General features: G+C 72.1%; 21 protein-coding genes and 4 tRNA genes. 11 read left to right on the forward strand and 14 right to left on the reverse strand.

All coding sequences use genetic code 11. The annotated features are described in order from the left end of the window. The first annotated feature begins 50 nt into the window (after positions 1-50). Positions 51-347 carry a hypothetical protein gene (locus MF406_RS09975; protein WP_242892566.1) on the forward strand — a complete coding sequence of 99 codons (297 nt, stop codon included), beginning with the start codon at positions 51-53 and terminating at the stop codon, positions 345-347. After that, on the forward strand, positions 347-1,438 hold the full coding sequence (locus MF406_RS09980; protein WP_242892526.1) for an integrase core domain-containing protein: 1,092 nt from the start codon (positions 347-349) through the stop codon (positions 1,436-1,438). The genes MF406_RS09975 and MF406_RS09980 overlap by 1 nt, the downstream gene beginning before the upstream one ends. Positions 1,439-1,819: 381 nt before the next feature. On the opposite strand, the gene MF406_RS09985 is transcribed toward MF406_RS09980, so the two are convergent. Then, positions 1,820-2,581: a PEP-utilizing enzyme gene (locus MF406_RS09985; protein WP_242892669.1), complete on the reverse strand. Its 762-nt coding sequence runs from the start codon at positions 2,579-2,581 to the stop codon at positions 1,820-1,822. A 79-nt stretch (positions 2,582-2,660) separates the two neighbouring features. Here MF406_RS09985 and MF406_RS09990 point away from each other — a divergent pair. The 3 genes from MF406_RS09990 to MF406_RS10000 all read left to right on the forward strand — a co-directional run bounded on the left by MF406_RS09990 (position 2,661) and on the right by MF406_RS10000 (position 4,809). Next, positions 2,661-3,826 (forward strand): IS3 family transposase gene (locus MF406_RS09990; protein WP_242892671.1). Its coding sequence is split into 2 segments (ribosomal slippage): positions 2,661-2,904 and positions 2,904-3,826, totalling 1,167 coding nucleotides; the frame shifts between segments, so codons are not numbered across the junction. A 91-nt stretch (positions 3,827-3,917) separates the two neighbouring features. Beyond that, positions 3,918-4,448, forward strand: coding sequence for a hypothetical protein (locus tag MF406_RS09995; protein ID WP_242892674.1), 531 nt, complete (start codon positions 3,918-3,920; stop codon positions 4,446-4,448). A gap of 193 nt (positions 4,449-4,641) precedes the next feature. After that, positions 4,642-4,809 (forward strand): helix-turn-helix domain-containing protein, encoded by a 168-nt coding sequence (locus MF406_RS10000; protein WP_242892677.1) that lies wholly within the window; start codon positions 4,642-4,644, stop codon positions 4,807-4,809. A 190-nt stretch (positions 4,810-4,999) separates the two neighbouring features. Here the strand turns inward: MF406_RS10000 and MF406_RS10005 are convergent, their stop codons facing one another. The 4 genes from MF406_RS10005 to MF406_RS10020 all read right to left on the reverse strand — a co-directional run bounded on the left by MF406_RS10005 (position 5,000) and on the right by MF406_RS10020 (position 6,652). After that, positions 5,000-6,217 (reverse strand): tyrosine-type recombinase/integrase, encoded by a 1,218-nt coding sequence (locus MF406_RS10005; RefSeq protein ID WP_242892681.1) that lies wholly within the window; start codon positions 6,215-6,217, stop codon positions 5,000-5,002. 167 nt (positions 6,218-6,384) lie between these two features. Then, a tRNA-Val gene (locus MF406_RS10010) sits at positions 6,385-6,459 on the reverse strand. A gap of 13 nt (positions 6,460-6,472) precedes the next feature. Further along, positions 6,473-6,543: transfer RNA gene (locus tag MF406_RS10015), tRNA-Cys, on the reverse strand. Between the two features lie 36 nt (positions 6,544-6,579). Further along, positions 6,580-6,652 (reverse strand) — tRNA-Gly (locus MF406_RS10020). A gap of 113 nt (positions 6,653-6,765) precedes the next feature. Between MF406_RS10020 and MF406_RS10025 the strand changes: the two genes are divergently transcribed. Together MF406_RS10025 and MF406_RS10030 are read left to right on the forward strand one after the other, a co-directional pair. Then, positions 6,766-7,623 (forward strand): aminotransferase class IV, encoded by an 858-nt coding sequence (locus MF406_RS10025; protein ID WP_242892684.1) that lies wholly within the window; start codon positions 6,766-6,768, stop codon positions 7,621-7,623. Between the two features lie 87 nt (positions 7,624-7,710). Then, positions 7,711-7,782, forward strand: a tRNA-Val gene (locus MF406_RS10030). A gap of 231 nt (positions 7,783-8,013) precedes the next feature. Here the strand turns inward: MF406_RS10030 and MF406_RS10035 are convergent. Continuing rightward, complete coding sequence (locus MF406_RS10035) at positions 8,014-8,391, reverse strand: PIN domain-containing protein (RefSeq protein WP_242892687.1); 378 nt, start codon at positions 8,389-8,391, stop codon at positions 8,014-8,016. Continuing rightward, on the reverse strand, positions 8,388-8,633 hold the full coding sequence (locus tag MF406_RS10040; RefSeq protein ID WP_242892690.1) for a type II toxin-antitoxin system Phd/YefM family antitoxin: 246 nt from the start codon (positions 8,631-8,633) through the stop codon (positions 8,388-8,390). Before MF406_RS10040 ends, MF406_RS10035 begins: the two co-directional genes overlap by 4 nt. 641 nt (positions 8,634-9,274) lie before the next feature. Between MF406_RS10040 and glgX the strand changes: the two genes are divergently transcribed. From glgX to treZ, 3 genes are all read left to right on the forward strand, one after another. Then, the gene (gene glgX / locus MF406_RS10045) at positions 9,275-11,395 is read left to right on the forward strand and encodes a glycogen debranching protein GlgX (protein ID WP_242892693.1); all 2,121 of its coding nucleotides are present in this window, start codon (positions 9,275-9,277) and stop codon (positions 11,393-11,395) included. Positions 11,396-11,550: 155 nt separating this feature from the next. Next, positions 11,551-14,004: a malto-oligosyltrehalose synthase gene (treY, locus tag MF406_RS10050; protein ID WP_242897757.1), complete on the forward strand. Its 2,454-nt coding sequence runs from the start codon at positions 11,551-11,553 to the stop codon at positions 14,002-14,004. Then, positions 14,001-15,785, forward strand: coding sequence for a malto-oligosyltrehalose trehalohydrolase (treZ, locus tag MF406_RS10055; RefSeq protein ID WP_242892709.1), 1,785 nt, complete (start codon positions 14,001-14,003; stop codon positions 15,783-15,785). The genes treY and treZ overlap by 4 nt, the downstream gene beginning before the upstream one ends. Before the next feature lie 9 nt (positions 15,786-15,794). Here treZ and MF406_RS10060 read toward each other — a convergent pair whose 3' ends face one another. The 7 genes from MF406_RS10060 to MF406_RS10090 form a co-directional block, all read right to left on the reverse strand. Beyond that, a complete protein-coding gene (locus MF406_RS10060) occupies positions 15,795-16,553 on the reverse strand; it encodes an ABC transporter ATP-binding protein (RefSeq protein ID WP_242892712.1) in 759 nt (252 codons plus the stop codon). Continuing rightward, a complete protein-coding gene (locus MF406_RS10065; protein WP_242892715.1) occupies positions 16,550-17,587 on the reverse strand; it encodes an iron chelate uptake ABC transporter family permease subunit in 1,038 nt (345 codons plus the stop codon). The genes MF406_RS10060 and MF406_RS10065 overlap by 4 nt, the downstream gene beginning before the upstream one ends. Then, positions 17,577-18,782, reverse strand: a complete 1,206-nt coding sequence (locus MF406_RS10070; RefSeq protein WP_371744462.1) for an ABC transporter permease — start codon at positions 18,780-18,782, stop codon at positions 17,577-17,579. Before MF406_RS10070 ends, MF406_RS10065 begins: the two co-directional genes overlap by 11 nt. Next, on the reverse strand, positions 18,779-19,741 hold the full coding sequence (locus MF406_RS10075) for a siderophore ABC transporter substrate-binding protein (RefSeq protein ID WP_242892718.1): 963 nt from the start codon (positions 19,739-19,741) through the stop codon (positions 18,779-18,781). Before MF406_RS10075 ends, MF406_RS10070 begins: the two co-directional genes overlap by 4 nt. A gap of 458 nt (positions 19,742-20,199) precedes the next feature. Beyond that, entirely contained in the window at positions 20,200-20,796 is a 597-nt protein-coding gene (locus MF406_RS10080; RefSeq protein WP_242892721.1) for a Fic family protein, read from the reverse strand. Positions 20,797-20,852: 56 nt separating this feature from the next. Then, entirely contained in the window at positions 20,853-21,050 is a 198-nt protein-coding gene (locus tag MF406_RS10085; protein ID WP_242892724.1) for a hypothetical protein, read from the reverse strand. Positions 21,051-21,316: 266 nt separating this feature from the next. Continuing rightward, a complete protein-coding gene (locus tag MF406_RS10090; RefSeq protein WP_242892726.1) occupies positions 21,317-22,567 on the reverse strand; it encodes a carboxylate--amine ligase in 1,251 nt (416 codons plus the stop codon). A 164-nt stretch (positions 22,568-22,731) separates the two neighbouring features. On the opposite strand from MF406_RS10090, the gene MF406_RS10095 reads away from it, so the two are divergent. Further along, positions 22,732-23,313 carry a DUF3000 domain-containing protein gene (locus MF406_RS10095; RefSeq protein ID WP_242892729.1) on the forward strand — a complete coding sequence of 194 codons (582 nt, stop codon included), beginning with the start codon at positions 22,732-22,734 and terminating at the stop codon, positions 23,311-23,313. Positions 23,314-23,342 lie beyond the last annotated feature (29 nt).

Genomic DNA, 23,342 nt, shown 5'->3' on the forward strand with positions numbered 1-23,342 from the left:
GGTGCGCGATGAGTACGAACGGTGCCGCGAGGACGCGGCGGAGCAGGACGGTGCTGTCGCCGTCAGCGAAGTATGAGATCTGGCTGCAGCTGCTGCGGGGTGAGGCCACGATCGGTCAGGCGGCGACCTCGGCCGGGGTGGACCGCTCCACGATCATCCGGCTGCGGCAGGTGGCCAAGGACGGCGCGTTGGCAGCGCTGGCGGCCTCCAAGCCCGGCACGCCGGGCAAGTCGGTGCGTGATGTGGAGCTGGAGGAGGCCAACGCCGAGATCGCCCGACTCTCGGAGGCGGTCAAGGAACTGGCAGTGAAGCTGACCCTCCTGGAGGGAAAAGGGGGGCGGGTTTGATGCCCACCGCCCCCGTCCCAGTCCGGGTCGACGCCGGTACCAAGCAGGTGCTGCTGGACCTGGTCGAGCACGCCGAGGGCGAGGGCTGGCCCGCGGCCCGGGCGTGTGAGGTGCTCGGCCTGCAGGAGCGCCGGCTGCGTCGCTGGCGGCGCCGAGCGGACAGCGAGGCTGGTCTGGATGATGCTCGTCCCGGGGCTTCGGTCAACGCCCTGAGGCCGGTGGAGATCGAGGCGATCCTGGCGGCGTTCGAGACCTTCGGGGAGAGAGACTTCTCCCACCGGCGCCTGGCCCACCGCGGCTCCTATGAGGACCTGTTCTGGGCTTCCCCATCGACGGTGCGACGTGTGCTTACCGATCATGACCTGCGGTTTCGTCATCCACCGCGCCCTACGCGTGGGCAGCGGCGTCCGTTCCCGGACTGGGCCTCCTACCGGCCAAACTCGATCTGGATCTACGACACGACCCACTTCACCGCGGCCGGGATGGCGGTGCTGATCATCGAGGACCTGGTCTCGCGCAAGTGGCTCACGCACGTGGTCTCGGCCGAGGAGACCCACGTCCAGGTCCGGCTCGGCTTCGAGCAGGCTCTTGACGCCGAGGGCTTGCTCGACCTTGCGGTGCAGCGGGCCGAGGACCGAGGTCGGAACTTGGAGCTGGACGGGGAGGATGAGTTGACCCCGATCCTGCTGGCGGTCTCGGACAACGGCTCGCAGATGATCGCCGGGCACACCCGCAAGTTCATGGCCATGGTCGCCATCGCCCAGCACTTCGGCCGGCCCTCAACGCCGACCGACCAGGCCTGGATCGAGTCCCTCAACGGGACGGTGAAGACCGAGTGGCCCCACCTGCTGGCAATCACCGACCCCGCTGTCCTGCGCGCCGAGCTCGACGTCGTCCGCTCCGAGTACAACGGCTCGCGGCTGCACTCGGGCATCGGCTACGTCACCCCGCTGGACGAGCACGAGGGCCGCGGCGAAGCCATCCGTCGGGCCCGGCGCGAGGGGCTGGCCCGCGCTGCCCGCCAGCGCCTTGCCTACCACCGAGCACACCGGAAGAATCAACCCAACCCAGGAGACCCCGATGTGGTGTGATCCCACGGCCTAAAGCGGACAAAGACGCTGACACAGGTCAATCACCGCGCTGCACGCGGACGCCGCCGGCGGCGATCCGGCGACGTGCTCCGCCGAGGACGTCTGCCGCTACCTGTGAAGAGCACGCGGCCCGTGGGACCATCGCGACATGGCCGATGACACCCTGCAGCGGTGCTCGTGCTGCGGCCGACTGCGGCCACGCAAGGCGCTCCACGCACTCGGCAGCGAGCCGGCCTACATCTGCCGCAGGTGCGGGCTCTGGGTCGCTCTTCGCTTCTCTCGCCACTGAGCGACCCACCCCGCAAGGAGGGGCGCCGGCGACCGCTCACTGCGGGGTTGGGTGGGGGTCAGTAGCGCGGGTCTGTGTCCGGTGGTGGTGGTTCATGCCCATTCGACGGTGCCTGCTCCGCCGTCGACGGTGACGAGTTGGCCGTCGTGCAGCCGGGCGGTGGCGTCGCCGGTGCCGACGACGGCGGGGATGCCGTACTCGCGGGCGACGAGCGAGGCGTGAGCGGCGAGGGTGCCGCCGTCGGTGACCACTGCGGCGGCTCTGGCGAACAGTGGTGTCCAGGCCGGTGCGGTGCTCCGGGCGACGAGGACGTCCCCGGTGGTGAAGTGGGCGAGGTCCTCTGGACCGGTGATGATGCGGACCGGGCCGGTCGCTCGTCCTGCGCTGGCGGGTTGCCCGATGATGGCTGCCTCCGGGGGCGTGTGGGTGCGGGCTGCGTTGACTGCGCGGGCGATCGGGTCGCCGATGAACCGGGGCGGCTGGCCCAGGGTGAGTGGAGCGACCAAGCGGCGCTGCTTCTCCCACGCGGCTCGGCGACTGTCCGCTGCTTCCGCGCGTGGCGTGGGGTCGCCATCAAGTGCGGAGGTTAGTTCCTCGAGGGTGAGGAAGAACAGCTGGGTGCGCTGGTCGATGACGCCGCGGGTGGTGAGGTGGTCGCCAAGGCGGTGAGCGCAGCGGCGAAGGAGGGGCCAGCCGAGGGTGAGGTCCCGGGCTTGTTCCTCCCTGACAGTGGTGTAGCGCTGCACGGTCCGCAGCAGCCGGTGTCCCTGCCCTACAACGACGTGCGCCTCCAAGACCCCCAGCACGTCGTCGCGCGGCGCGCCGTCCAAGCCCAGCTCGCCCTCACTCTGCACAGACTCACTGAGGTGAGGGATTGATCTCGGACCATGGCCCCAACGGATAGAATCCGGAGGGAGACAGGGAAGGGAACCAATGGCCCCGAGAAAGTTCAGCGAGGAGTTCAAGACCGAGGCCGTCCGCGCGGTCGTCGAGTCCTCGCGCACGATCGCCGACGTGGCGAGAGAAAACGGTATCGGCGCGGAGACGCTGCGGAAGTGGGTGAACAAGTACCGCCGCGAGCACGCCGGCGACGAGCCCGCGCTCAGCGAGCACGAGCGGACCGAGCTCGCCCGGCTCCGCAAGGAGAACCGCGAGCTGAAGATGGAGCAGGAGTTCCTAAAAAAAGCGGCGGCCTTCTTCGCCAAGGAGTACCGGTGAGCGCGAAGTACGCGTTCATCAACGGCGAGGAAGGCAACTACCCCCTGCGGAGCATGTGCACCTGGGCGAACGTGTCCCGCTCGGGCTACTGCGCCTGGCGCAAGCGCAAGCCCTCGGCCACCGCCCGCTGGCGCGCCGAGCTCGGCGAGATCATCGAGCACATCTTCGTGGAGTCTGACCGCACCTACGGCCACCGCCGCGTCCACGCCGCCCTGGCCCGGATGGGCCGCGCGTGCGACCCGCAGACCGTCCGCTCGGTCATGGCCGAGCGGGGCCTGGTGGCCTGCCAGCCCAGGCGCCGCAGGCCGGTCACGACCGTCGCCTCCGACGCCGGGTCCACCCCGGACCTCGTGCAGCGGGACTTCACCGCCACCGAGCCGGGCGTGAAGCTGGTCGGGGACATCACCTACATCGACACCTGGCAGGGCTGGGTGTACCTGGCCACCGTGCTGGACTGCTTCTCCAAGAAGGTCGTCGGCTATGCGATGGCCGCCCATATGCGCACCGAGCTGGTCACCGCCGCCCTGGACATGGCCGCCCGCAACGGCCGCGTCCGAAAGGGCGTGACGATCTTCCACTCCGACCGCGGCACGCAATACACTTCCCAGGAGTTCGCCGACCACACGCAGCGGCTGGGCATCACCCGGTCGGTGGGCCGGACCGGTATCTGCTACGATAATGCCTGGGCGGAATCGTTCAACGCTACGCTGAAGGTCGAGCGGGTTCATCGGACCGCGTACCCGACCCGTGAGCACGCCGTCCGGGACGTGACTCGGTACATCGAGTTACGCTACAATCAGAACCGGCTTCACTCGGCCCTGGACTACCGCACGCCGAACGAGGTCGAGCACGCCTGGTACGAGTCGAACGAGACTGCCTGACCAAAATCCAACAGATCACCGGTCCGAAAAACGTCCCTCAGCCCACACCCGCCCCGGCGGGTACACGATCCTCCTCGCCTCCCACGACCTGATGGACCAGCCGTTCCCCGAAGCGCGCCGGCACCTGCACCTCGTCGCCGACCTGCTCGGTGCGGTCCGCCTCCCGGCCGGCGCCCACCGCAGGCTCCCCGGCCTGGACCTGCCCACCGACCTGCTCGTCCTTCGGCACCGGCCCGACGGTCAGAGCAGCCGGTCGCAGGACTTCGAGCACACCACCACCATCCACGTCGACGACCGCGACGTGGAGATCAACACCTACTTCGAGAACAACATCGGCCAAGTGCTCGGCACCGTCGGCGCCGACCCTCTCGCCTGGGGACCCGCCGCCGTCACCGTCTCCAGCACACCCGACCGACTCGACCGTGACCTCGCCGAAGGCCTCCGCAACATCACCGCTCACGGGCTCCGCACGGGCCTGGCCTATGCGCCAGACGCGATCCGTCCGGGGCCGCAGGAGCCGTCCGTCGCCGACCTGATCCGCCAGCGCGACAGCCAGGCAGCAGCCACCCCGCCACGCCCCCACCCCCGCCACATCCACCGCCGCACCGGGCTCGACCGATGACCGTCGACGACACCCGAGAAGGTTCCGCCGGGCGGGGAGCCTCCTCTTCGTCCTGCGTGCGACCTTCCTCGAACGCCCCGGGCTGAGCACCGGCGCCCGATCAGGTTCCCCACCCGTATAGGAGATGAGCACAATGCGGTCCTCGAAGACCACCACTGTCCGAAACGCTGTGCTTCCGGCCAACCTCGTCTCGTTGGCAGTCGCCGCCGAACATATCGGCGTCCACCCGAAGACGCTGCGCCGGCGGATCGCCGACGGCACTCTCACCGGATACCGCATTGGCCGGATGGTCCGGGTCGATCTCGACGAGGTCGCCCGGTGCCTGATAACGACCATCACCACGACGCGGACCGTTGCCTGAGAGTGGGCGACACTGGTCGTTGCGGGACTTCTGTGGGCCTACGGATCCGGCCCGTGGGCCCATACGACCATCGGGTTGCGGCATCGGTCCTGGTCACGTGCCGCGTCACCGGCCGTCCGTTGTCAGTCGGAGTCCGACGCCGTGGGCCTAGGCCTGTCGAAACTGTGGGCCTCCACACGACCCGTGTCGCTCACTTGGACTGGTTGTCACCGGTGCGTTTCGGATGGGAGTTCTTCCTGCCATGAGACGCCTGCGACTTCTTCTTCGGCGCCGTCAGGTCGATCGGCACCAGGATGAAGTCATCCAGCGCGTCGGCGATGTGAGCGTCGCGCGCCGCGGCGGCCGTCTGGTACTTCATGGCCGCGTTGGGTGTGGTGTGCCCCAGTCGCGCCTGCAGCTCCGCGATCGTCGCCCCGGTGCGTGCCGCCTGAGTCGCTGCGGTCGCACGTAGGTCGTGGATGCGCAGGTCCGGCCGGCCGATCGCCCGTCGCGCCTCATTCCACACTTGGTGAAGCACTGACTGAGAGATCGGCGTGCCCACGTGGGAAGGGAAGACCAGCCCGTCGGGACCGGCCTGGGAGAACGCGGCCATGTGTGTCGCGAGGACGTTCGTCACCGATGCCGGCAGGTGAACGATCCGCGCACCGGCCTCGGTCTTGACCGCCCGCACGACCTTGCCCTGGCCGCGCAGGTTCTGGATCTGCTCATCGACGACGACCCTGCGGCCGACGAGGTCGATGTTTCGGCGACGGAGGTTGCGAAACTCTCCGGATCGCAGGCCCGACCAGGCTGCCAGGAGAATCATGGCCCGGTACCGCTCGTCGAGGTGAAGCAGCGCCTCGGCGATCTGCTCAGGGGTGGCGATGGTTTTCTTCGACCTGCGCGGCGCCTCGGAGGCACCACGGATCGTGCACGGGTTGTGGTCGATCAGCCGGTCGCGGACCGCGGCGTTGAAGACCGAGGACAGAAACCCGTACACACGCGCGGTCATCGTCTTGCCGGTCTGGCCCTGCAGCCTCGTGTACCAGGAGGTGATGTCGCGAGCGGAGATCGCCCTCAGCGACTTCCTGCCAAGCTCGTCGTGGGCGAGGAACCGCTCCACGTAGCTCTCATACTCCTCGCGGGTGCGAGGGGCGAGATCGCGAAGGCTCAGGTTGGCCGCGATGTATTCGTTGAGGGTCACCGTGACGCGCGCCACCCGCTGGTCGGGCGGGAGCCACTCTCCACGCGCGATCAGCGCCTCCTCGGAGTGCAACCATGCCTCGGCGTCGATCTTGGTCGTGAAGGTCTGGTGGTACCGGCCTTCGTCGGGACCGAAGTACCGCGCACGCCATCCGGTCGTCTTGCCGGTTCTCGCGTTCTTGCGGCGTTCGGTGTTGCCGAACCCTCGCCTGCTTCCTGTTGCCATCGGCTTCGCCTCCCACGGGCTAGGTGTCTGTCGATCACCAGTCCGTGGGCCTCTGGTGGGCCTCCAGGAGGCCCACAGGGGGCATTCGGGTCCTCTCGTGTCCATCTGGGGCGGACACGGGAAGGGCCCCTGACCTGCGCTTTCGCTGGTCAGGGGCCCCATCAATCTGGTGGGCGATACTGGGATCGAACCAGTGACCTCTTCCGTGTCAGGGAAGCGCGCTACCGCTGCGCCAATCGCCCAGAGGGTGTTTCGAGGTGGCGACGGGATTCGAACCCGTGTATACGGCTTTGCAGGCCGCTGCCTCGCCTCTCGGCCACGCCACCCTGAGGCTGGTGTCCACCGGGTGGTGGTGCCCTCCGAGCGGATGACGGGACTCGAACCCGCGACCCTCACCTTGGCAAGGTGATGCTCTACCAACTGAGCCACATCCGCTTGTCCGCCGGCTGGTGTGCCCGCGGCTGCCTGCAGAACTCTAGACCAGCGGCGTGGGCAAGTCCAAGCCGGACCGGTGGTGGCCGGATGTCGCCCATGCCACAGTGGCAGCCATGCCTGGCGAGCCCCGCACCGAGCCCCGAATCGTTCTGTGGCACGACGGCCGCCTGCGCGACCCGGCCGAGCCGCTGGTGCGGGCCACCGACCACGGCCTGACCGTGGGCGACGGCGTCTTCGAGGCCTGCGAGCTGCTCGACGGCGTCCCCTTCGCCCTCACCCGACACCTCGACCGCCTCGAGCGGTCCGCCGCGGGCCTCGGGATCCCGCTGCCCGACCGGGCCACCGTCCGGCGAGCGGTGACGGAGGTCGCCGAGGCGTGGGGCACCGAGCTCGCCCGCATCCGCATCCTGTGGACCGCCGGGCCCGGGCCGCTCGGCTCGGACGCCGCCTGGGGACCCGGAACGCTCCTGGTCGCTGCGGCGGCAGTGGGGGCACCCGCCGCCGTCCCCGTCGCCGTCGTCCCCTGGACCCGCAACGAGCGGTCGGCCATCGCCGGGCTGAAGACGACCTCCTACGCCGAGAACGTCCGGGCCCTGGCGTGGGCCCACGAGCGCGGGGCCGGCGAGGCGGTCTTCGGCAACACCCGGGGCGAGCTGTGCGAGGGCACCGGCACCAACGTCTTCGTCGAGCGCGACGGCGCGCTGCTCACCCCGCCGCTGGAGTCCGGCTGCCTGGCCGGCGTCACCCGCGCCGTCGTCCTGGAATGGGCGCGCGAGGAGGGCATGGACGTGCGCGAGGAGACGCTGCCGCTCACCGCGCTGACGGAGGCTGAGCACGCGGCGCTTACCTCCTCCACCCGCGGGGTGGTGCCGATCAGCGCCGTCGACGGCCGGCCGCTGGAGCCCGGGCCGCTGACGACCCGCGCCGCGGAGATCTACACCCGACGCCACGTCGCCACGCCCGACCCGTGAGCGTCCGGTCCGTCGACCGCCGCAGTTTCGCGATCGATCGGCTCGTTCGGTAGGATCGCTGCTCGCGGTACCGGCCACCGCCGGCCCGGGCGATTGGCTCAGTGGTAGAGCGCCTCGTTCACACCGAGGAGGTCACTGGTTCGAACCCAGTATCGCCCACGAGCAAGGCCCCAGGTCATCGACCTGGGGCCTTCGTCTTGTCCAGCGGTCCAGCGTAGCGAGCGATCGTGTGCCGTCAGGTTCCCAGCGGGGTTGAGATTGCCTCCGCGAACGCCTCCAGCATCGTCGGTAGTCGGCGCGGAGTATCCGTCAGGTCGTTACGTTGGCGATGGCACGCTCCGACGCTCGGCTGACCGATCGACGACCCGACAACTCGCTCGCCGGTTGACCCTAGGGGCGACGGACGTCGACCAGGTCATTGATGATCCGAAAGTCAGCAGCGTTGTGGGTGAGCAGCGGCACGCCCTCGACAGATGCCGTGGCAGCGATGGCTAGATCAATCTGACGCCGGCGAGGTTTCCCTCCTCGTTGACTGACTGCGGCTGCCAGGCGCCCCCAGGCTCGTGCCACCTCGGTCGTGACCGGAAGGGGATCGAAGCTGGCTTCGACGGCAGCGAGCCGATCGGTTCGGCGCGCCCGCTCGGCGTAGTTGCGGGCCTGGAGCACACCGAAGTGCAGCTCGGTGAGTGATACGACGCTGATTGCGGCGTCGACGTCGACCGGAGCATCGTCACTGATGAGGACCGACGTGTCGAGCAGAGCTCTCATGACGCGAACGGGTCGACGATCTCGGCGTCCAGTCGATCCAGGTCGTCTTCCATCTCGCGTGGGGCCGGGCCCTGCCAGACGCGGGCAAGCGCAGGACCGCTCACCCAGCGACGACGCTGGGCGGGGCGAAGCTCGGCCACGGGTCGACCGGCGACGGTCACCATGAGGCTCTCACCGGCCTCAACCCTGCGGAGTACCTCCCCGACATTGTTGCGGAGCTCCTTCTGCGGGATCACGTCCATGGACACCATGGTAGCACTTCTGCTACGGCACTCCTGCTGGGCGCAGTCGGTACAGAGACTCAGGTCTCGTCCCTGCTCTGAGCCACGCCATGGCGCGCCGTCTGGTCCCGTGGCCGACGGTCTCGTACGCCTCGCGCACGAGGTACGGGATGGTGTCGTCGATCTTGCCTGGCCACTCGCCCAACGGAGCTCCGACGCGGTGCGTTCGTTCTCGCATCGCTCGCCTGTCCTGACGCCGTACCGCATCGGCTCCACGCACGCCGGCGGCCACGTGGTTCCCTCGAGCTCTGATACGCCACCCCCCGCTGGGCGGAGGTGAGCGTCGACCGCCACAGGTGGGAGCCGTCTTGACAGCTCCTGCGCCTGCTCCCGGACACCGCCGTCCCCAGGCGGATAACCCCGCCCGTGAGGAGTTCTTCCGGCGGGCGTCGAGGCCGAGCTCAGCGCGCAGCTGGGCCCGGAGCGAACGGCACCGACCCGGTCGACGGGCGACGGGCGTGGTGGCCATCCGGCCGGCCGCTCTGGCCCTCGGCGGCGCGGTTGTCGCTCCCGTCCGCCCAACCTCCTCCGCCGCCTGGGCGTGAGCGCCCTCACCTGCGCGTCGGGGGCGGCGGCACCGGCCCCATGACAGCCTTACCCCCATGCAGACCTGGCCTGGCCGTCCCTACCCGCTCGGCGCCACCTACGACGGCTCGGGCACCAACTTCGCCCTCTTCTCCTCCGTCGCCGAGCGGGTGGAGCTGTGCCTGCTCGACGACGACGGCGGCGAGACCCGCCTAGAGCTCACCGAGGTCGACGCGCACGTGTGGCACGCCTACCTCCCCGGTGCCCAGCCCGGGCAGCGGTACGGCTACCGCGTGCACGGGCCCTACGACCCCGACCAGGGCCACCGGTGCGACCCGAGCAAGCTCCTGCTCGACCCGTACGCCAAGGCCATCGACGGGCAGATCGACGCCCACCCCTCGCTGTACTCCTACGACATGGCCGACCCAGCCGCCCGCAACACCGCAGACTCCCTCGGGCACACCATGACCTCGGTGGTCATCAACCCGTTCTTCGACTGGGGCTACGACCGGCCGCCGGGCCACGAGTACCACGACTCGGTCATCTACGAGGCGCACGTCAAGGGCATGACCCAGCGCCACCCCGACGTGCCCGAGGAGCTGCGCGGCACCTACGCCGGGATGGCCCACCCCGCCGTCGTCGACCACCTCGCCGGGCTCGGAGTGACCGCGGTGGAGCTCATGCCGGTCCACCAGTTCGTCAACGACCCGCACCTGCAGGCCAAGGGCCTGACCAACTACTGGGGCTACAACACCATCGGCTTCTTCGCCCCGCACAACGGCTACGCCGCCTACGGCACCCGCGGGGAGCAGGTCCAGGAGTTCAAGTCGGTGGTCAAGGCGATGCACGAGGCGAACATCGAGGTGATCCTCGACGTCGTCTACAACCACACCGCCGAGGGCAACCACCTGGGCCCGACGCTGTCCTTCCGCGGGATCGACAACGCCTCCTACTACCGGCTGGTCGACGGCGACCGGGCGCACTACTTCGACACCACCGGCACCGGCAACTCCCTGCTCATGCGCTCCCCGCACACGCTGCAGATGATCATGGACTCGCTGCGGTACTGGATCGAGGAGATGCGGGTGGACGGGTTCCGCTTCGACCTCGCCTCCACCCTGGCCCGCGAGCTGCACGCCGTGGACCGGCTCTCGGCCTTCTTCGACATCGTCCAGCAGGACCCCGAGATCTCCCAGGTCAAGCTCATCGCCGAGCCGTGGGACGTGGGCGAGGGCGGCTACCAGGTGGGCGGGTTCCCGCCGCTGTGGTCGGAGTGGAACGGCAAGTACCGGGACACCGTCCGGGACTTCTGGCGCGGCGAGCCCGCCACGCTCGGGGAGTTCGCCAGCCGGCTCGCCGGCTCCGCCGACCTGTACGAGCACACCGGCCGCCGGCCGGTCTCCTCGATCAACTTCGTCACCGCCCACGACGGGTTCACCCTGCGGGACCTGGTCTCCTACAACGAGAAGCACAACGAGGCCAACGGCGAGGGCAACGCCGACGGGGAGTCGCACAACCGGTCCTGGAACTGCGGGGTGGAGGGCCCCACCGACGACCCGGAGGTCGGCCGGCTGCGCGCGCGCCAGCAGCGCAACTTCCTCACCACCCTGCTGTTCAGCCAGGGCGTGCCGATGATCGCGCACGGGGACGAGATCGGCCGCACCCAGCAGGGCAACAACAACGTCTACTGCCAGGACAACGAGCTGTCCTGGGTGGACTGGGACCTCAGCGAGGACCAGCGGGACCTGCTGGAGTTCACCAGGTCCCTCGTCCAGCTCCGCCGGGACCACCCGGTGCTGCGCCGGCGCCGGTTCTTCGCCGGCGCCCCCGAGCACGGCGGGGAGTCCGAGATCGGGGACATCGAGTGGTTCACCCCGGCCGCCGAGCACATGGCCGCCGAGGACTGGGGCGTGTCCTACGCCCGCTCGGTGATGGTCTTCCTCAACGGCAGCGCCATCCCCGAGCCCGACGCGCGGGGGAACCGGATCGTGGACGACTCCATCCTCTGCCTGCTCAACGCCGACGGCGCCGCCATCGACTTCCAGCTCCCCGGCTCCGGGTACGGGGCCAGCTGGACCACCGTCGTGGACACCACCACCCCGGACGCCGAGCCCACCGAGCACCCCGCCGGCGCCACCCTGACGGTGACCGGGCGCAGCGTGGTGCTGCTGGTGTGCCCGCAGGGCGAGGACCTGTGAGCGCGGCCGACGGCGCCCGGCCGGGCAGCGCGGCCGACGGCGCCGAGCCGGGCAGCGTGGCCGACGGCGCCCGGCCGGGCAGCGCCGTCGACGGCGCCGAGCCCCACCCCGGGCCGGACTACGCCCACCGGCCCGCGGCCGGCCGGCGCCAGCCGGTGTCCACCTACCGCCTCCAGCTCGGCCCGGACCTGACCTTCGCCGGTGCCGCCGCCGCGCTGCCCTACCTGGACGCCCTCGGCGTCACCGACCTCTACCTCTCCCCCGTGCTGCAGGCCGCGCCGGGCTCCACCCACGGCTACGACGTCGTGGACCACTCCCGGATCAGCGACGTCCTCGGCGGGCGCGCCGGCCTGGAGGCCCTGGCCGCCGCCGCACACGCGCGCGGGATGGGCGTCGTCGTCGACGTCGTGCCCAACCACATGGCCGTGCCCACCCCGGCCTGGCACAACCGGGCGCTGTGGTCGGTGCTCAAGCACGGCCCGGACTCCCCCTACGCCACCTGGTTCGACATCGACGTCGGCGGCGGGGAGGGCGTGCTGATGCCCGTCCTGGGCGCCCGGGTGGGCACCGTGCTGGCGGCCGGGGAGCTCACCGTGGGCACCGCCGTCGTGCCCACCGAGCCCGACGCCGGCGAGCAGCCGGTGCTGCGCTACTACTACCACGTCTTCCCCGTCCGGGCCGGCACCGAGCAGCTCCCGCTCGCCGAGCTCCTCGAGCGCCAGCACTACCGGCTGGCCTACTGGCGGGTGGCGGACGAGGAGCTGAACTACCGCCGGTTCTTCGACGTCGGCACCCTCGCCGCGGTCCGGGTGGAGGACCCCGAGGTCTTCGCCGCCACCCACGCCCTGCTGCTCGCGCTGCTCGCCGACGGCGTCATCGACGCCCTGCGGATCGACCACCCGGACGGCCTGGCGGACCCCCGCGGCTACTTCCGCCGCCTCCACGAGGCCACCGGCGGGGCGTGGGTCGCCGCCGAGAAGATCCTCGAGGGCGGCGAGCAGCTCCCGGCGGACTGGCCGGTGGCCGGCACCACCGGCTACGACGCCGCCTGGCGGCTCGGCGCGCTGCAGGTCGAGCCGGCCGGCGCGCTGCCGCTGGGCGGGCTGCTGGCCGAGCTCACCGGGGACGTCCCCGGCGCCCTGCCGGCGGAGGTCGAGCGGTCCAAGCGGCAGGTCGTCAGCACCTCCCTCTACGCCGAGGTGCACCGCCTGGCCACCCAGCTGCACGAGCTGTGCCACGCCGACATCCGGCTGCGCGACCACACCTTCCGGTCCCTGTTCGAGTGCGTCGCCGAGCTGGTCGTGGCGATGGACCGCTACCGCGCCTACGTCGTGCCCGGCGAGAGCGCCCCGGCCGGCGCCGAGGCGGTGCTCCGCGACGCCGCCGACCGGGCCCGGGCCCGGCTCGAGCCGGACCGGCACGAGACCCTCGACGTCGTGCTCGACCTCCTGCTCGGCAAGGAGGTGGGCAGCGCCGGGCGCAGCCACGAGGCCCGCCGCGGCGAGGCGATCGTGCGCTTCCAGCAGGTCTGCGGGGCGGTGACGGCCAAGGGGGTGGAGGACACCGCCTTCTACCGCTGGACCCACCTGGTCAGCCTGTGCGAGGTGGGCGCGGACGCCGAGCGGTTCGGGCTCGGCGCCGACGAGCTGCACGCCTGGGTCCAGGAGACCGCCGCCGCCTGGCCGGTGACGATGACCGCCGGGTCCACCCACGACACCAAGCGCGGGGAGGACGTCCGCGCCCGGATCGGGGTGCTGTCCCAGCACGCCGAGGAGTGGGTGGCGCTGGTCCACGACCTGCGCACCGCCACCGAGCCGCTGCGCCCGGCGGACCTGGACGGGCGCACCGAGAACCTGCTCTGGCAGACCCTGGCCGGGACCTGGACGCCGGCCGGGCCGATCGAGGCCGACCGGCTGCGGGCGTACCTGACCAAGGCGGCGCGGGAGCAGAAGACCTGGACCTCCTGGACCGCGCCGGCGGCGGACCGGGAGGCCGAGCTGGTCGGCTTCGCCGACGCGCTGCTCCAGGACGACGGCGTCCGGGCCGCGTTCGACGGCTGGGTCGCCAGCACCGGGCCCGCGGTCCGCGCGGCGGTGCTCGGCACCAAGCTGCTCCAGCTCACGATCCTCGGCGTCGCCGACGTCTACCAGGGCACCGAGGTCACCCGCACCTCGCTGGTGGACCCGGACAACCGGCGCCCGGTGGACTTCGCCGCCCTGGCCGGGGCGCTGGCCCGGCTGGACGACGGCGCCGCCCCGGTGGGCCTGGACGAGGAGAAGCTCCAGCTCACCGCCGCGGCGCTGCGGCTGCGCCGCGCCCGGCCGGGCGCGTTCGTCGGCGCGGGCGCCGGGTACGAGCCGCTGCCGACCACCTCCGGCCACGCCGTCGCCCTGGCCCGCACCGACGGCGACGGCCCGCAGGTGGTCGCCGTCGCCACCCGGCTCGCCCACGTGCTGGACCGCCTCGGCGGGTTCGGCGAGCACACCGTCGTCCTGCCGCCGGGACGGTGGCGCGGCGCGCTCACCGGGGCCACCTACGACGGCGGCGCCCACCGCCTGGCGGACCTGCTCGCCGCCCGGCCGGTCGCCCTGCTGGAGCGGGTCGGATGAGCGGCGCCGCGCCCACCGGCCCGGGGTCTGCCGGTCGCGGGCCCGCCGCCCCGCCGACCGTGTGGGCGCCGGCCGCGACCGCCGTCGCCCTGGTCACCGGCGGGCGGGACCACCCGATGCACCCCCGGCCCGGCGGCTGGTGGCAGGCGGCCGCGCCGCTGCCGCCGGGCACCGACTACGCCTTCCGGCTCGACGGCGGCCCGGCGCTGCCCGACCCCCGCAGCCCCTGGCAGCCGGCCGGGGTGCACGGGCCCTCGCGCACCTTCGACCCCGCCGCGCACGCCTGGGGGGACGCCGGCTGGGCCGGGCGCTCGAGCCTGGGCGCGGTGGTCTACGAGCTGCACGTGGGGACCTTCTCCGCCGCGGGCACCTTCGACGGCGCGCTGGCCCACCTGGACCACCTCGTCGACCTCGGCGTGGACATGGTCGAGCTGATGCCGGTGGCCGCCTTCCCCGGCACGCACGGCTGGGGGTACGACGGGGTGGCCCTGTACGCGGTGCACGAGGCCTACGGCGGGCCGGCCGGGCTGCAGCGCTTCGTCGACGCCTGCCACCAGCGCGGCCTAACGGTGTGCCTGGACGTGGTCTACAACCACCTCGGGCCGTCCGGGAACTACCTCGGCGCGTACGGGCCGTACTTCACCGACCGCCACCACACCCCGTGGGGCAGCGCGGTCAACCTCGACGGCCCCGACGCCGGCCCGGTGCGGGCCTTCGTCATCGAGAACGCGCTGCGCTGGCTGCGGGACTTCCACGTCGATGCCCTGCGGCTGGACGCCGTCCACGCCCTGCTCGACGACTCCCCGCGGCACCTGCTCGCCGAGCTCGCCGACGCCGTCGCGGACCTGGCCGAGACGGTGGGCCGGCCGCTGTCGCTCATCGCCGAGTCCGACCGCAACGACCCCCGCACGGTCGCCCCGACCGCCGTCGGCGGGCTGGGGATGACGGCGCAGTGGGCCGACGACGTCCACCACGCCCTGCACGCCTACCTCACCGGCGAGCGGCACGGGTACTACACAGACTTCGGCGCGCCGGAGACCCTTTCCCGGGCGTTGACCGAGGTGTTCGTGCACGCCGGCACCTTCTCCACCTTCCGCGGCCGGGACTGGGGCGCGCCGGTCCCGCCCGAGGTGGACGGGCGCCGGTTCGTCGTCTTCGCCCAGGACCACGACCAGGTGGGCAACCGCGCGCTGGGCGACCGGCCCAGCGCGGTGCTGGACGACGGCCAGCTGGCGGCGGCGGCCGCGCTCGTCCTGCTCGCCCCATACACCCCGATGCTGTTCATGGGCGAGGAGTGGGGCGCCCGCACCCCGTTCCAGTACTTCACCGACCACGCCGAGCCCGAGCTCGCCGCCGCGGTCCGGGAGGGCCGCACCGCCGAGTTCGGCGCGCACGGCTGGGCCGAGCTCTACGGCGGGGACGTCACAGTGCCCGACCCGCAGTCCCCGGCCACGGTCGCCGCGTCCCGGCTGGACTGGGCCGAGCCGGCCGAGCCGCGCGGGGAACGGCTGCTGGGCTGGTACCGGGACCTCATCGCGCTGCGCCGCGCCGAGCCGGACCTCGCCAGCGGGGACCGCTCGGCCACCGCGGCGGACGTGAGCGAGGAGAGCGTGCTGCTGCGCCGGGGGAGCTTCCTGGTCGCCGCGCCCACCGGCGACGGCGGCCAGACCCTGCCGCTGCCCGGTGGGGCCGACGTCGTGCTCGCCTTCGGCGGCGCCGAGGTCCGGGACGGGCAGGTCGTCCTGGACCGGCACGCGGTGGCGGTGCTGCGGCTGCGGTGACCGGCGCCGTCAGCCGTAGTACACCCCGATCCGCCGCCCGTCGACGACCTGGACCGCGACGTCCATGTCGAACACCTCCCGCAGCCGGTCGGTGTCGATGATCTCCTCCGGACCGCCCTGGCACAGCACCCGGCCGTCCTTCATCGCCACGATGTGGTCGGAGTAGCACGAGGCGAAGTTGATGTCGTGGACCACCAGCACGACCGTCTTGCCCAGCTCGTCGGCGGTGCGGCGGAGCAGCTTCATCATCGTCACCGCGTGCCGCATGTCCAGGTTGTTCAGCGGCTCGTCCATCAGGACGTAGTCGGTGTCCTGGCACAGCACCATGGCCACGAACGCCCGCTGCCGCTGCCCGCCGGAGAGCTCGTCGAGGTACCGCCCGGCCAGCGGGCCCAGCTCGAGGTAGTCCATCGCCGCGGCCACGTGCCGGCGGTCCTCCAGCGTCAGCCGCCCCCGGGAGTGCGGGTAGCGCCCGAACGCCACCAGGTCCTGCACGGTCAGCCGGACGGCGAGGTGGTTGTCCTGGCGCAGGATGGACAGCCGGGTCGCCAGCTCCCGGGACGGGGTCTTGGAGACGTCCAGGCCGTCCACGCTCACCGTGCCGCCGTCCATCTGCAGCAGCCGGGAGATCATCGACAGCACGGTGGACTTCCCCGCCCCGTTGGCGCCGATGATGGACGTCACCCCGCCGGCCGGCAGGGTGAGGGAGACGTCGTCGACGACGACCGTCCGCCCGTACCGCTTGGTCAGGGAACGGGTCTCGATCACCGGGTACCTCCACGAACGAGCAGGACGATGAACACGAGCCCGCCGAGGAACTCGATGACGACCGACAGCACGGTGTCCAGCCCGAACACGTGCTCCAGCACCGCCTGCCCGCCGACCAGGGTGATCACCGCGAGCAGCGCGGCGACCGGCAGCACGTAGGCGTGCCGGTGCGTGCCGGCCACCTGGTAGGCCAGGTTCGCCACCAGCAGGCCGAAGAAGGTGATCGGGCCGACCAGCGCCGTCGAGACGGACACCAGCAGGGCGGAGACGAGCAGGACCGCCATGGTCAGCCGCCGGTGGTCCACGCCCAGGGCGACGGCGTGCGCGCGGCCCAGCGCGAGGACGTCCAGGTCGCGCCGCCGGGTCCACGCCCAGGCGCAGACCAGGGCCACCACGGCGGTGCAGACGAGGAGCAGGGTGGGGTCCGGGGCGCTGAAGGAGGCGAAGAGCCGGTCGGCGACGGTGAGGTACTCGTTGGGGTCGATGACCCGCTGCAGGAACGTGGCCAGGGACCGGAAGAGGACCCCGAAGACGATGCCGACCAGCACCACCAGGTGCAGGCTGCGCCGGGGCCCGCCGAAGATCCACCGGAACAGCGCGGTGGAGAAGACGAGCATGGCCGCCACCTCCACCGCGAACCGGCCGGTCGGCGCCAGCCCGTTCACCGTCGTCGCCCCGAGGAAGAAGACGGCGGCGGTCTGGATCAGGGCGTAGAGGGAGTCGAAGCCCATGATCGCCGGGGTGAGGATGCGGTTCTCGGTCACCGTCTGGAACAGCACGGTGGAGACCGCGATCGCGACGCCGACCACCACCATGGCCGCCACCCGCCCGGCCCGCAGCGGCAGGATCAGGTCGAGCGCGTCCAGCGCGCCGAGGGTGAGGAAGAGGATCAGGACGGCGACGGCGGCCACCGCCAGCACCGCCACCACCCGGCCCGGGTGGGTCCCGGCGGCCGGCCCTGCCGGAGCGTCGTCGGCGCTGCGGCGGCCGTCGGCGGCGGGCGCGGCGCCGGTGCGGACGGTCTCAGCGGGCACCGCTCGGCCTCCGGAGCAGCAGGTAGAGGAAGACGGCGGACCCGACCACGCCGACGACCACCCCGATCGGGACCTCCGCCGGGTGGATGACGGTGCGGCCGACGATGTCGCAGGCGAGCACGAACCCGGCGCCGAGGAGCGCCACCCAGGGCAGGGAGCGGCGCAGGTAGTCCCCCATCGCCAGGCTGACGATGTTCGGCACCACCAGCCCGAGGAAGGGCAGCCCGCCGACGACGACCACGACGACGGCGCTCGTCACGGCGACGATCGACAGGCCCAGCGCCATCACCGCCCGGTAGCTCAGGCCCAGGTTGGTGGTCAGCTCCTCCCCCAGGCCGGCGACGGTGAACCGGTTGGCGGCCAGGTAGGCGACGACGGCGCACCCGCCGACGATCCACAGCAGCTCGTACCGGCCCCGGATGACCCCGGAGAAGTCCCCGGTCATCCAGGTGGAGAGGGTGTGCAGCATGTCGTTGCGGTAGGCCAGGAAGGTGGAGACCGAGCCGATGACGCCGGCGAGCATCATGCCGACCAGCGGCACGACGACGACCGAGCGCAGCTGGATCCGGCGCAGGATCGCCAGGAACAGCATCGTGCCGGCCAGGGCGAAGACGGTGGCGACCGCCATCTTCCCCACCAGCGGCAGCGCCGGCGCGACCAGGGTGACCACGAGCAGGCCCAGCCCGGCGGACTCCGTCGTGCCGGCCGTGGAGGGCTCGACGAACTTGTTCCGCACGAGCAGCTGCATGACCAGGCCGACGATCGCGATCGCGGACCCGGCCAGCAGGATGGACAGCGTGCGCGGCACCCGGGAGGACACCAGGGTCTGGGCCTGGGCGGCGGTGAGGTCGCCGGCGAGGACGTCGCCCACGCTCACCTCGGTGGCCCCGACGAAGAGGCTGACGCCGGCCAGGACCGCGACCCCCGCCGTGGCGGCGAGCAGGCCCAGGCGGAGCCGCAGCCGGCTGGGCCGGGGCTGCGGCTGGCCGCCGTCGGCCGGACGCGTCGAGCTGCCGTGGGCCGACCCCGCCGGGCCGCCGTCGGCAAGCCGGACCCGGCCGCCGTCGGATCGACGCACCGGGTCGCCGTCGGCGGGACGGACGAGGCCGCCGGCGACGGCGGGCGCAGGCGTGGCCGGACCGGGTGCGGGGCCGTCGACCGCGCGCCCGGTGCCGGGGTGGGCGGTGGCGGTCACGCGCCCAGCGCCTGGCCGACCTCGTCGATCATGGCCTCGACGTTGGACAGGCCGTGCATGACGATGTACCAGCGCTCCCCGTCCAGGTAGACGACCTGGTCCTGCTGCCAGGCGGTGGTGGCCGCGACCAGCTCGTTGTCCAGGATCTGCTCGGCGGCCTGGCCGCCGGTCTCGCCGATGGCGGCGTCGCGGTCGTTGACGAAGAGCCAGTCGGGGTTGGCGTCCCGGACCACCTCGAAGGAGACGACCTCCCCGTGCGGGTCGCTGGCGACGTCCGGGGCGGCCTCGGCCACGCCGAGCACCGTGAAGATGAGGCCGAAGCGGGACGCGGCCCCGTTCATGGTGACCTCGCCGCCGGAGGTCTGCAGCACCATCCCGGTGCCGGCCGCCTCCCCGGCCGGGCGGATCTCCTCGACCCGCTGGTCGATGCCGGCGAGGGCCTCGGCGACCTCGTCCTCCTTGCCGAAGATCTCCCCCAGCGTGCCGGCGCTCTCCTCCAGGCCGGCGAGGAAGTCGGTGGAGTCGAAGGTGACGTCCACGGTCGGGTAGCTCTTGCTCAGCTCGGGGTAGGCCGCGGCGGAGCGGAACCCGACCACGACGAGGTCGGGGTCGAGGCGGGCCAGGGCCTCGTAGTCCGGCTCGAACAGCGTGCCGACGTCGGTGTACTCCTCGCCGGTGTACTCCTCCAGGAAGGAGGGCACGCTGGCCTTGGGGACCCCGACGACGTCGACGTCGAGGGTGTCGAGGGTGTCCAGGGCGCCCATGTCGAAGACCGCGACGCGCTCGGGGTCGGCCGGCACCTCGGTGCTGCCCTGGGCGTGCTCGACGGTGATGGTGCTGGGCTCGGCGCTCTCGCCCTCCGCGGGCGGCTCCGCCTCGGCGCTGCCGCCGGCGGAGCAGGCCGCGAGGGCAGAGACGAGGACGACGGCGACGGCGGCGCGGCGCACGAGGGTGCTCACATGGGCTCCAGGGGTGGATCCGTAGGGAAGGAGGACCTAACGAAGGGGAGCCTAACCCAGATATACGCAACCGTCACCTACCGTAATTCAGCGGCCGACCCGGGCCCGCACGTGGCGCCCGGTTTGTCGCGTTCGCGGCGCTGGGCGGCGACCGCCTCGTACGTGTCGGCTTGTCATCACCGTCGGGCGGTCACCGACGCGACCCTGGGCGCGGGCGCGGGCGCGGGCGCGGGCCAGGCTAGGCCAGGCCGCGGATGGTGCTCTCCGCATCGTGTCGACCCGCAGCTGCGCGATCACCACGTCGATGCCGACCAGGGCACGGCCCATCGGGGTCGTGGTGTCGATGTCCGGCTCGGTCAGTGGCGGCGGGTCCGGCCAGGTGTGTTGCCGATGGTGTAGCTGGCGTGCCAGAGCTTGCTGCCCTGCCCGGCCCCGTGGGTCGCGTCCGGGGGCTGCGGTCAAGACGGGATGACACCTCGCCGGAGCACATCCGCCAGCCGGTCATTGCGGCCGGTGTCCTGGCTGTGGAAGCGCGCCGCGACGAACTCGTCGCGCAGCGTGGAGCCCGGTGCGAACTGTGCTGTGTCGAGTCGATAGCCGGCCTGCTCGGCGAGCTGGGAGAAGAACACGAACTGCGTGCGGGTGTTGCCCTCCCGGAAGCTGTGGATGACGTTCAGCTCGCCCCAGCTCTCCGCGAGCTCCTCGACGAACTCCTGATGCCCCAGGCCGCGCAGCAGGTCCTTCTGCGCGAGGCGCGCGTACTGCTGCTCGGCGGCCTCGGTCAGGTGCGGGCCTGCCCCGTAGTAGGTGTGGCCGTCCTTCGTCATGAACTGCCCCACCGGGGCGACACGCTCCTGCCCCGCCCACTCGTAGACGTCCTGGAACACGTAGTGGTGGATCGCTTTCATGTGGTCGTAGTCGAACTGGCCCTTCACCGGAGACTCGGCCAGCTCGCGCATCCGCAGGGCCGTGATGGCTTCCTCCATCGTGCGCAGCTTGTCGGGGTCCGTCTCACCGTGCGGCTTGCTCGGCGTCGTGAACTTGTTCCTCAGCACAGACGTACCTGGGATGAAGTAGTCATCCCAGGTACGAAAGACGTGCCGGCGCGGCATCAGCCCTGAACGTGGCGGCGGATCGCTGCGACCGCCTCATCCCCCGTCAGCTCGTGCCGGGCCGCCTGCTCCAGAATGCCGCGCAGCGCCGGGTCGGTGACCTCGTGCCCGGCCGCAGCCAGAGCGGCGTCCGCGAACGCGATGCGCTCCGCGACCTGGGTCTCGGTCGGGTCAGTAGCGGCGGTCGCCCGTGCCATGATCCACCCCTTTCAGCGGTGCGCCTATCCTAGCAGGTGGGCGAGATCGGTCGCGCGGAGGTTCTGGGTCTGACTTGGTTTCGGGACTATGGGAGCCTGTCCTTCTGAAGATTATCTCAATGAGCACACCCCAAGATGTGGGCTAGGAGGAGTCCAGGCGCCGCATTGTTCGACCGATCAAGCCCATTTGGCAACATGCTCCTGAAGCCACCTCTCTACGCGCAAACCTGCCAACGTAAGACGCTGACCTGCCCGCGGCGTCGCGATCAGGACTGTCGACGCCGAACGGGCCCCGGGTGGTACCGGGCGAACTTGCGGACCTGGTTGGCCTGCGCCGCGGCGATCTCCAGCCACCGCCGCGGGTCGCGCTCCGCCCGGTAGAGCAACGGGTTGGTGGCCGCGCCGGAGCGGGCCAGGCGCCGGACGACGGCGGCGTCCGCGGCCGAGAGGTACCGGGTCACCAGCGGCACCGGCACCACGTGGAAGAGGTGCTCGGCCGTGCCGATCACCGGTGCCACGGCCCGGTGGTCGACGAACGCGTCGACGTACATCTGCCCGACGTCGTAGCCGGAGGCGGTGACCGCGTAGCCGCTGCGGCCCACCCGCGGGTTGAGCTCGAGGAAGCGGTACACCCCGTCCCGCGGGTCGCGCTTGAGGTCCAGGTTGGCGAACCCGCGCCAGCCGACGTGCTCCAGCAGCCGGCGCGCCTGGGCCACGACGTCGGGGTTCGTCCCGGTGACCTGCGCGACGGAGTTGCCCAGTGCGCCGGGCGTGTGCTCCTCCAGCAGCACCCGGCCGAACTGCGCGAACCGCCAGTCCCCGTCCGGGCCGAAGAACAGGTTCACCGCCGCCATCTCCGCGTCCGGGCCGGGGACGTACTCCTGGACCACCAGCTCCCCGCTGTACCCGGCGGCGGCGATCCGGTCCAGCACGGCGGTCAGCTCGGCCGGGTCCTCCGCCCGGTCCACCTTCCGCTTGCCCGGGAAGGCCACCTCGTGGAAGTCCGCGGTGGACGCGGCCTTGACGACGACGGGGAAGGTCAGCCCGGCCGCGGCGGCGCCGCCGTCGCCGGCCTGGAGCACGACGGTGCGCGGCACCGGGAGCCCCAGCTCGGTGCACAGCGCGGTGAACCGGCCCTTGTCGGTGACGCGGTCGAGGGTGGCCGCGTCGGGGTAGGGCACGATGGCCTCGGCGAGCTCGGCGAGCTCGGCGAGCTCGGCGCGGTGGGCGACGAGCGCCTCGACGAGCCAGTCGGCGCTGCCGAGGAGCAGGTGCGGGCGCCCCGGCGCCTCCGCGAGCACGTCCCGCACCGCGCGCACCATGGTCGCCGGGTCGTCCAGGCCGGGCACCACGCGGTGGTCGACGGCGACCGAGCGGCGTACCGCCCAGGTCGCCACCCCGGCGAGCACCACGGAGCGGACGCCGAACCGCTCGTGGAACGTCCGGGCGGTGGCGTAGGCGCCGATGTCCCCGCCGAGGATGATCGGGCGGACACCGGTCTCGGTGGTGCTGGGCATGGACGTCCTTCCCGGCGTCCCGCTCGCCGGGAGCCCCGGCGAGCATAGCGACGGCGACCGGCGCCCTCCCGGCCCGGCACGCGCGCCCGCCGCGGCGCCCACCGCCGCCCATCCCTCCGGCGCGCCCTCCCGCCCGCGCGCCGCCCGCGACCTAGCCTTGGACCGTGACCGGCGACCGGGTGGCCCCACCCGACTTCGAGACCGCGCTGCTCAGCCTGCGCGGGCACCGGCTGCGGCCCGAGCTGCGGCTGGAGGAGGTCCCGGCCCCCACCCGGATCGCGCCCTACGCCCTGGCGCTGACCGGCGAGGTCAACACCGACGTCCGCGGCCGCGACCCGGACGCGCTGCTCGGCCACGGGCGGTTCGTCGTCCTGCACGAGCCCGCCGGGCAGGACGCCTGGCACGGGACCTTCCGCGTCGTCGTCATGGCCAAGGCCCGGCTCGAGCCCGAGCTGGGCGCGGACCCGCTGCTGGGCGAGGTGGGCTGGGCCTGGCTCACCGACTCCCTGCGCGAGGCCGGCGCCGGCTACCACCACCTCTCCGGCACCGTCACCCGGGTGCTCTCCGAGACGTTCGGCGGGCTGGAGCTGCGCGGCGGCGACGTCGAGATCGAGATCCGGGCCTCGTGGACCCCGGTCACCACCGACCTCGGCCCCCATCTGCTCGCCTGGGCCGCGCTCACCTGCGCCGCCGCCGGGCTTGAGCCGCTGCCGGAGAACGTCACCATGCTCACCCCCCGCGGCTGAGCGTGCCGCACCGACCGGCCGGTCCACGC

The sequence above is a fragment of the Georgenia sp. TF02-10 genome (assembly GCF_022759505.1).
Taxonomy (GTDB): domain Bacteria; phylum Actinomycetota; class Actinomycetes; order Actinomycetales; family Actinomycetaceae; genus TF02-10.

What these genes read in the sequence shown, in the direction of transcription:
- MF406_RS09980 (WP_242892526.1), top strand. Translation starts at nt 347, where the DNA reads ATGCCCACCGCCCCCGTCCCAGTCCGGGTCGACGCCGGTACCAAGCAG.
- MF406_RS09995 (WP_242892674.1), top strand. Translation starts at nt 3,918, where the DNA reads ATGGACCAGCCGTTCCCCGAAGCGCGCCGGCACCTGCACCTCGTCGCC.
- MF406_RS10005 (WP_242892681.1), bottom strand. Translation starts at nt 6,217, where the DNA reads ATGGCAACAGGAAGCAGGCGAGGGTTCGGCAACACCGAACGCCGCAAG.
- MF406_RS10025 (WP_242892684.1), top strand. Translation starts at nt 6,766, where the DNA reads ATGCCTGGCGAGCCCCGCACCGAGCCCCGAATCGTTCTGTGGCACGAC.
- MF406_RS10035 (WP_242892687.1), bottom strand. Translation starts at nt 8,391, where the DNA reads ATGAGAGCTCTGCTCGACACGTCGGTCCTCATCAGTGACGATGCTCCG.
- MF406_RS10040 (WP_242892690.1), bottom strand. Translation starts at nt 8,633, where the DNA reads ATGGACGTGATCCCGCAGAAGGAGCTCCGCAACAATGTCGGGGAGGTA.
- glgX (WP_242892693.1), top strand. Translation starts at nt 9,275, where the DNA reads ATGCAGACCTGGCCTGGCCGTCCCTACCCGCTCGGCGCCACCTACGAC.
- treZ (WP_242892709.1), top strand. Translation starts at nt 14,001, where the DNA reads ATGAGCGGCGCCGCGCCCACCGGCCCGGGGTCTGCCGGTCGCGGGCCC.
- MF406_RS10085 (WP_242892724.1), bottom strand. Translation starts at nt 21,050, where the DNA reads ATGGCACGGGCGACCGCCGCTACTGACCCGACCGAGACCCAGGTCGCG.
- MF406_RS10090 (WP_242892726.1), bottom strand. Translation starts at nt 22,567, where the DNA reads ATGCCCAGCACCACCGAGACCGGTGTCCGCCCGATCATCCTCGGCGGG.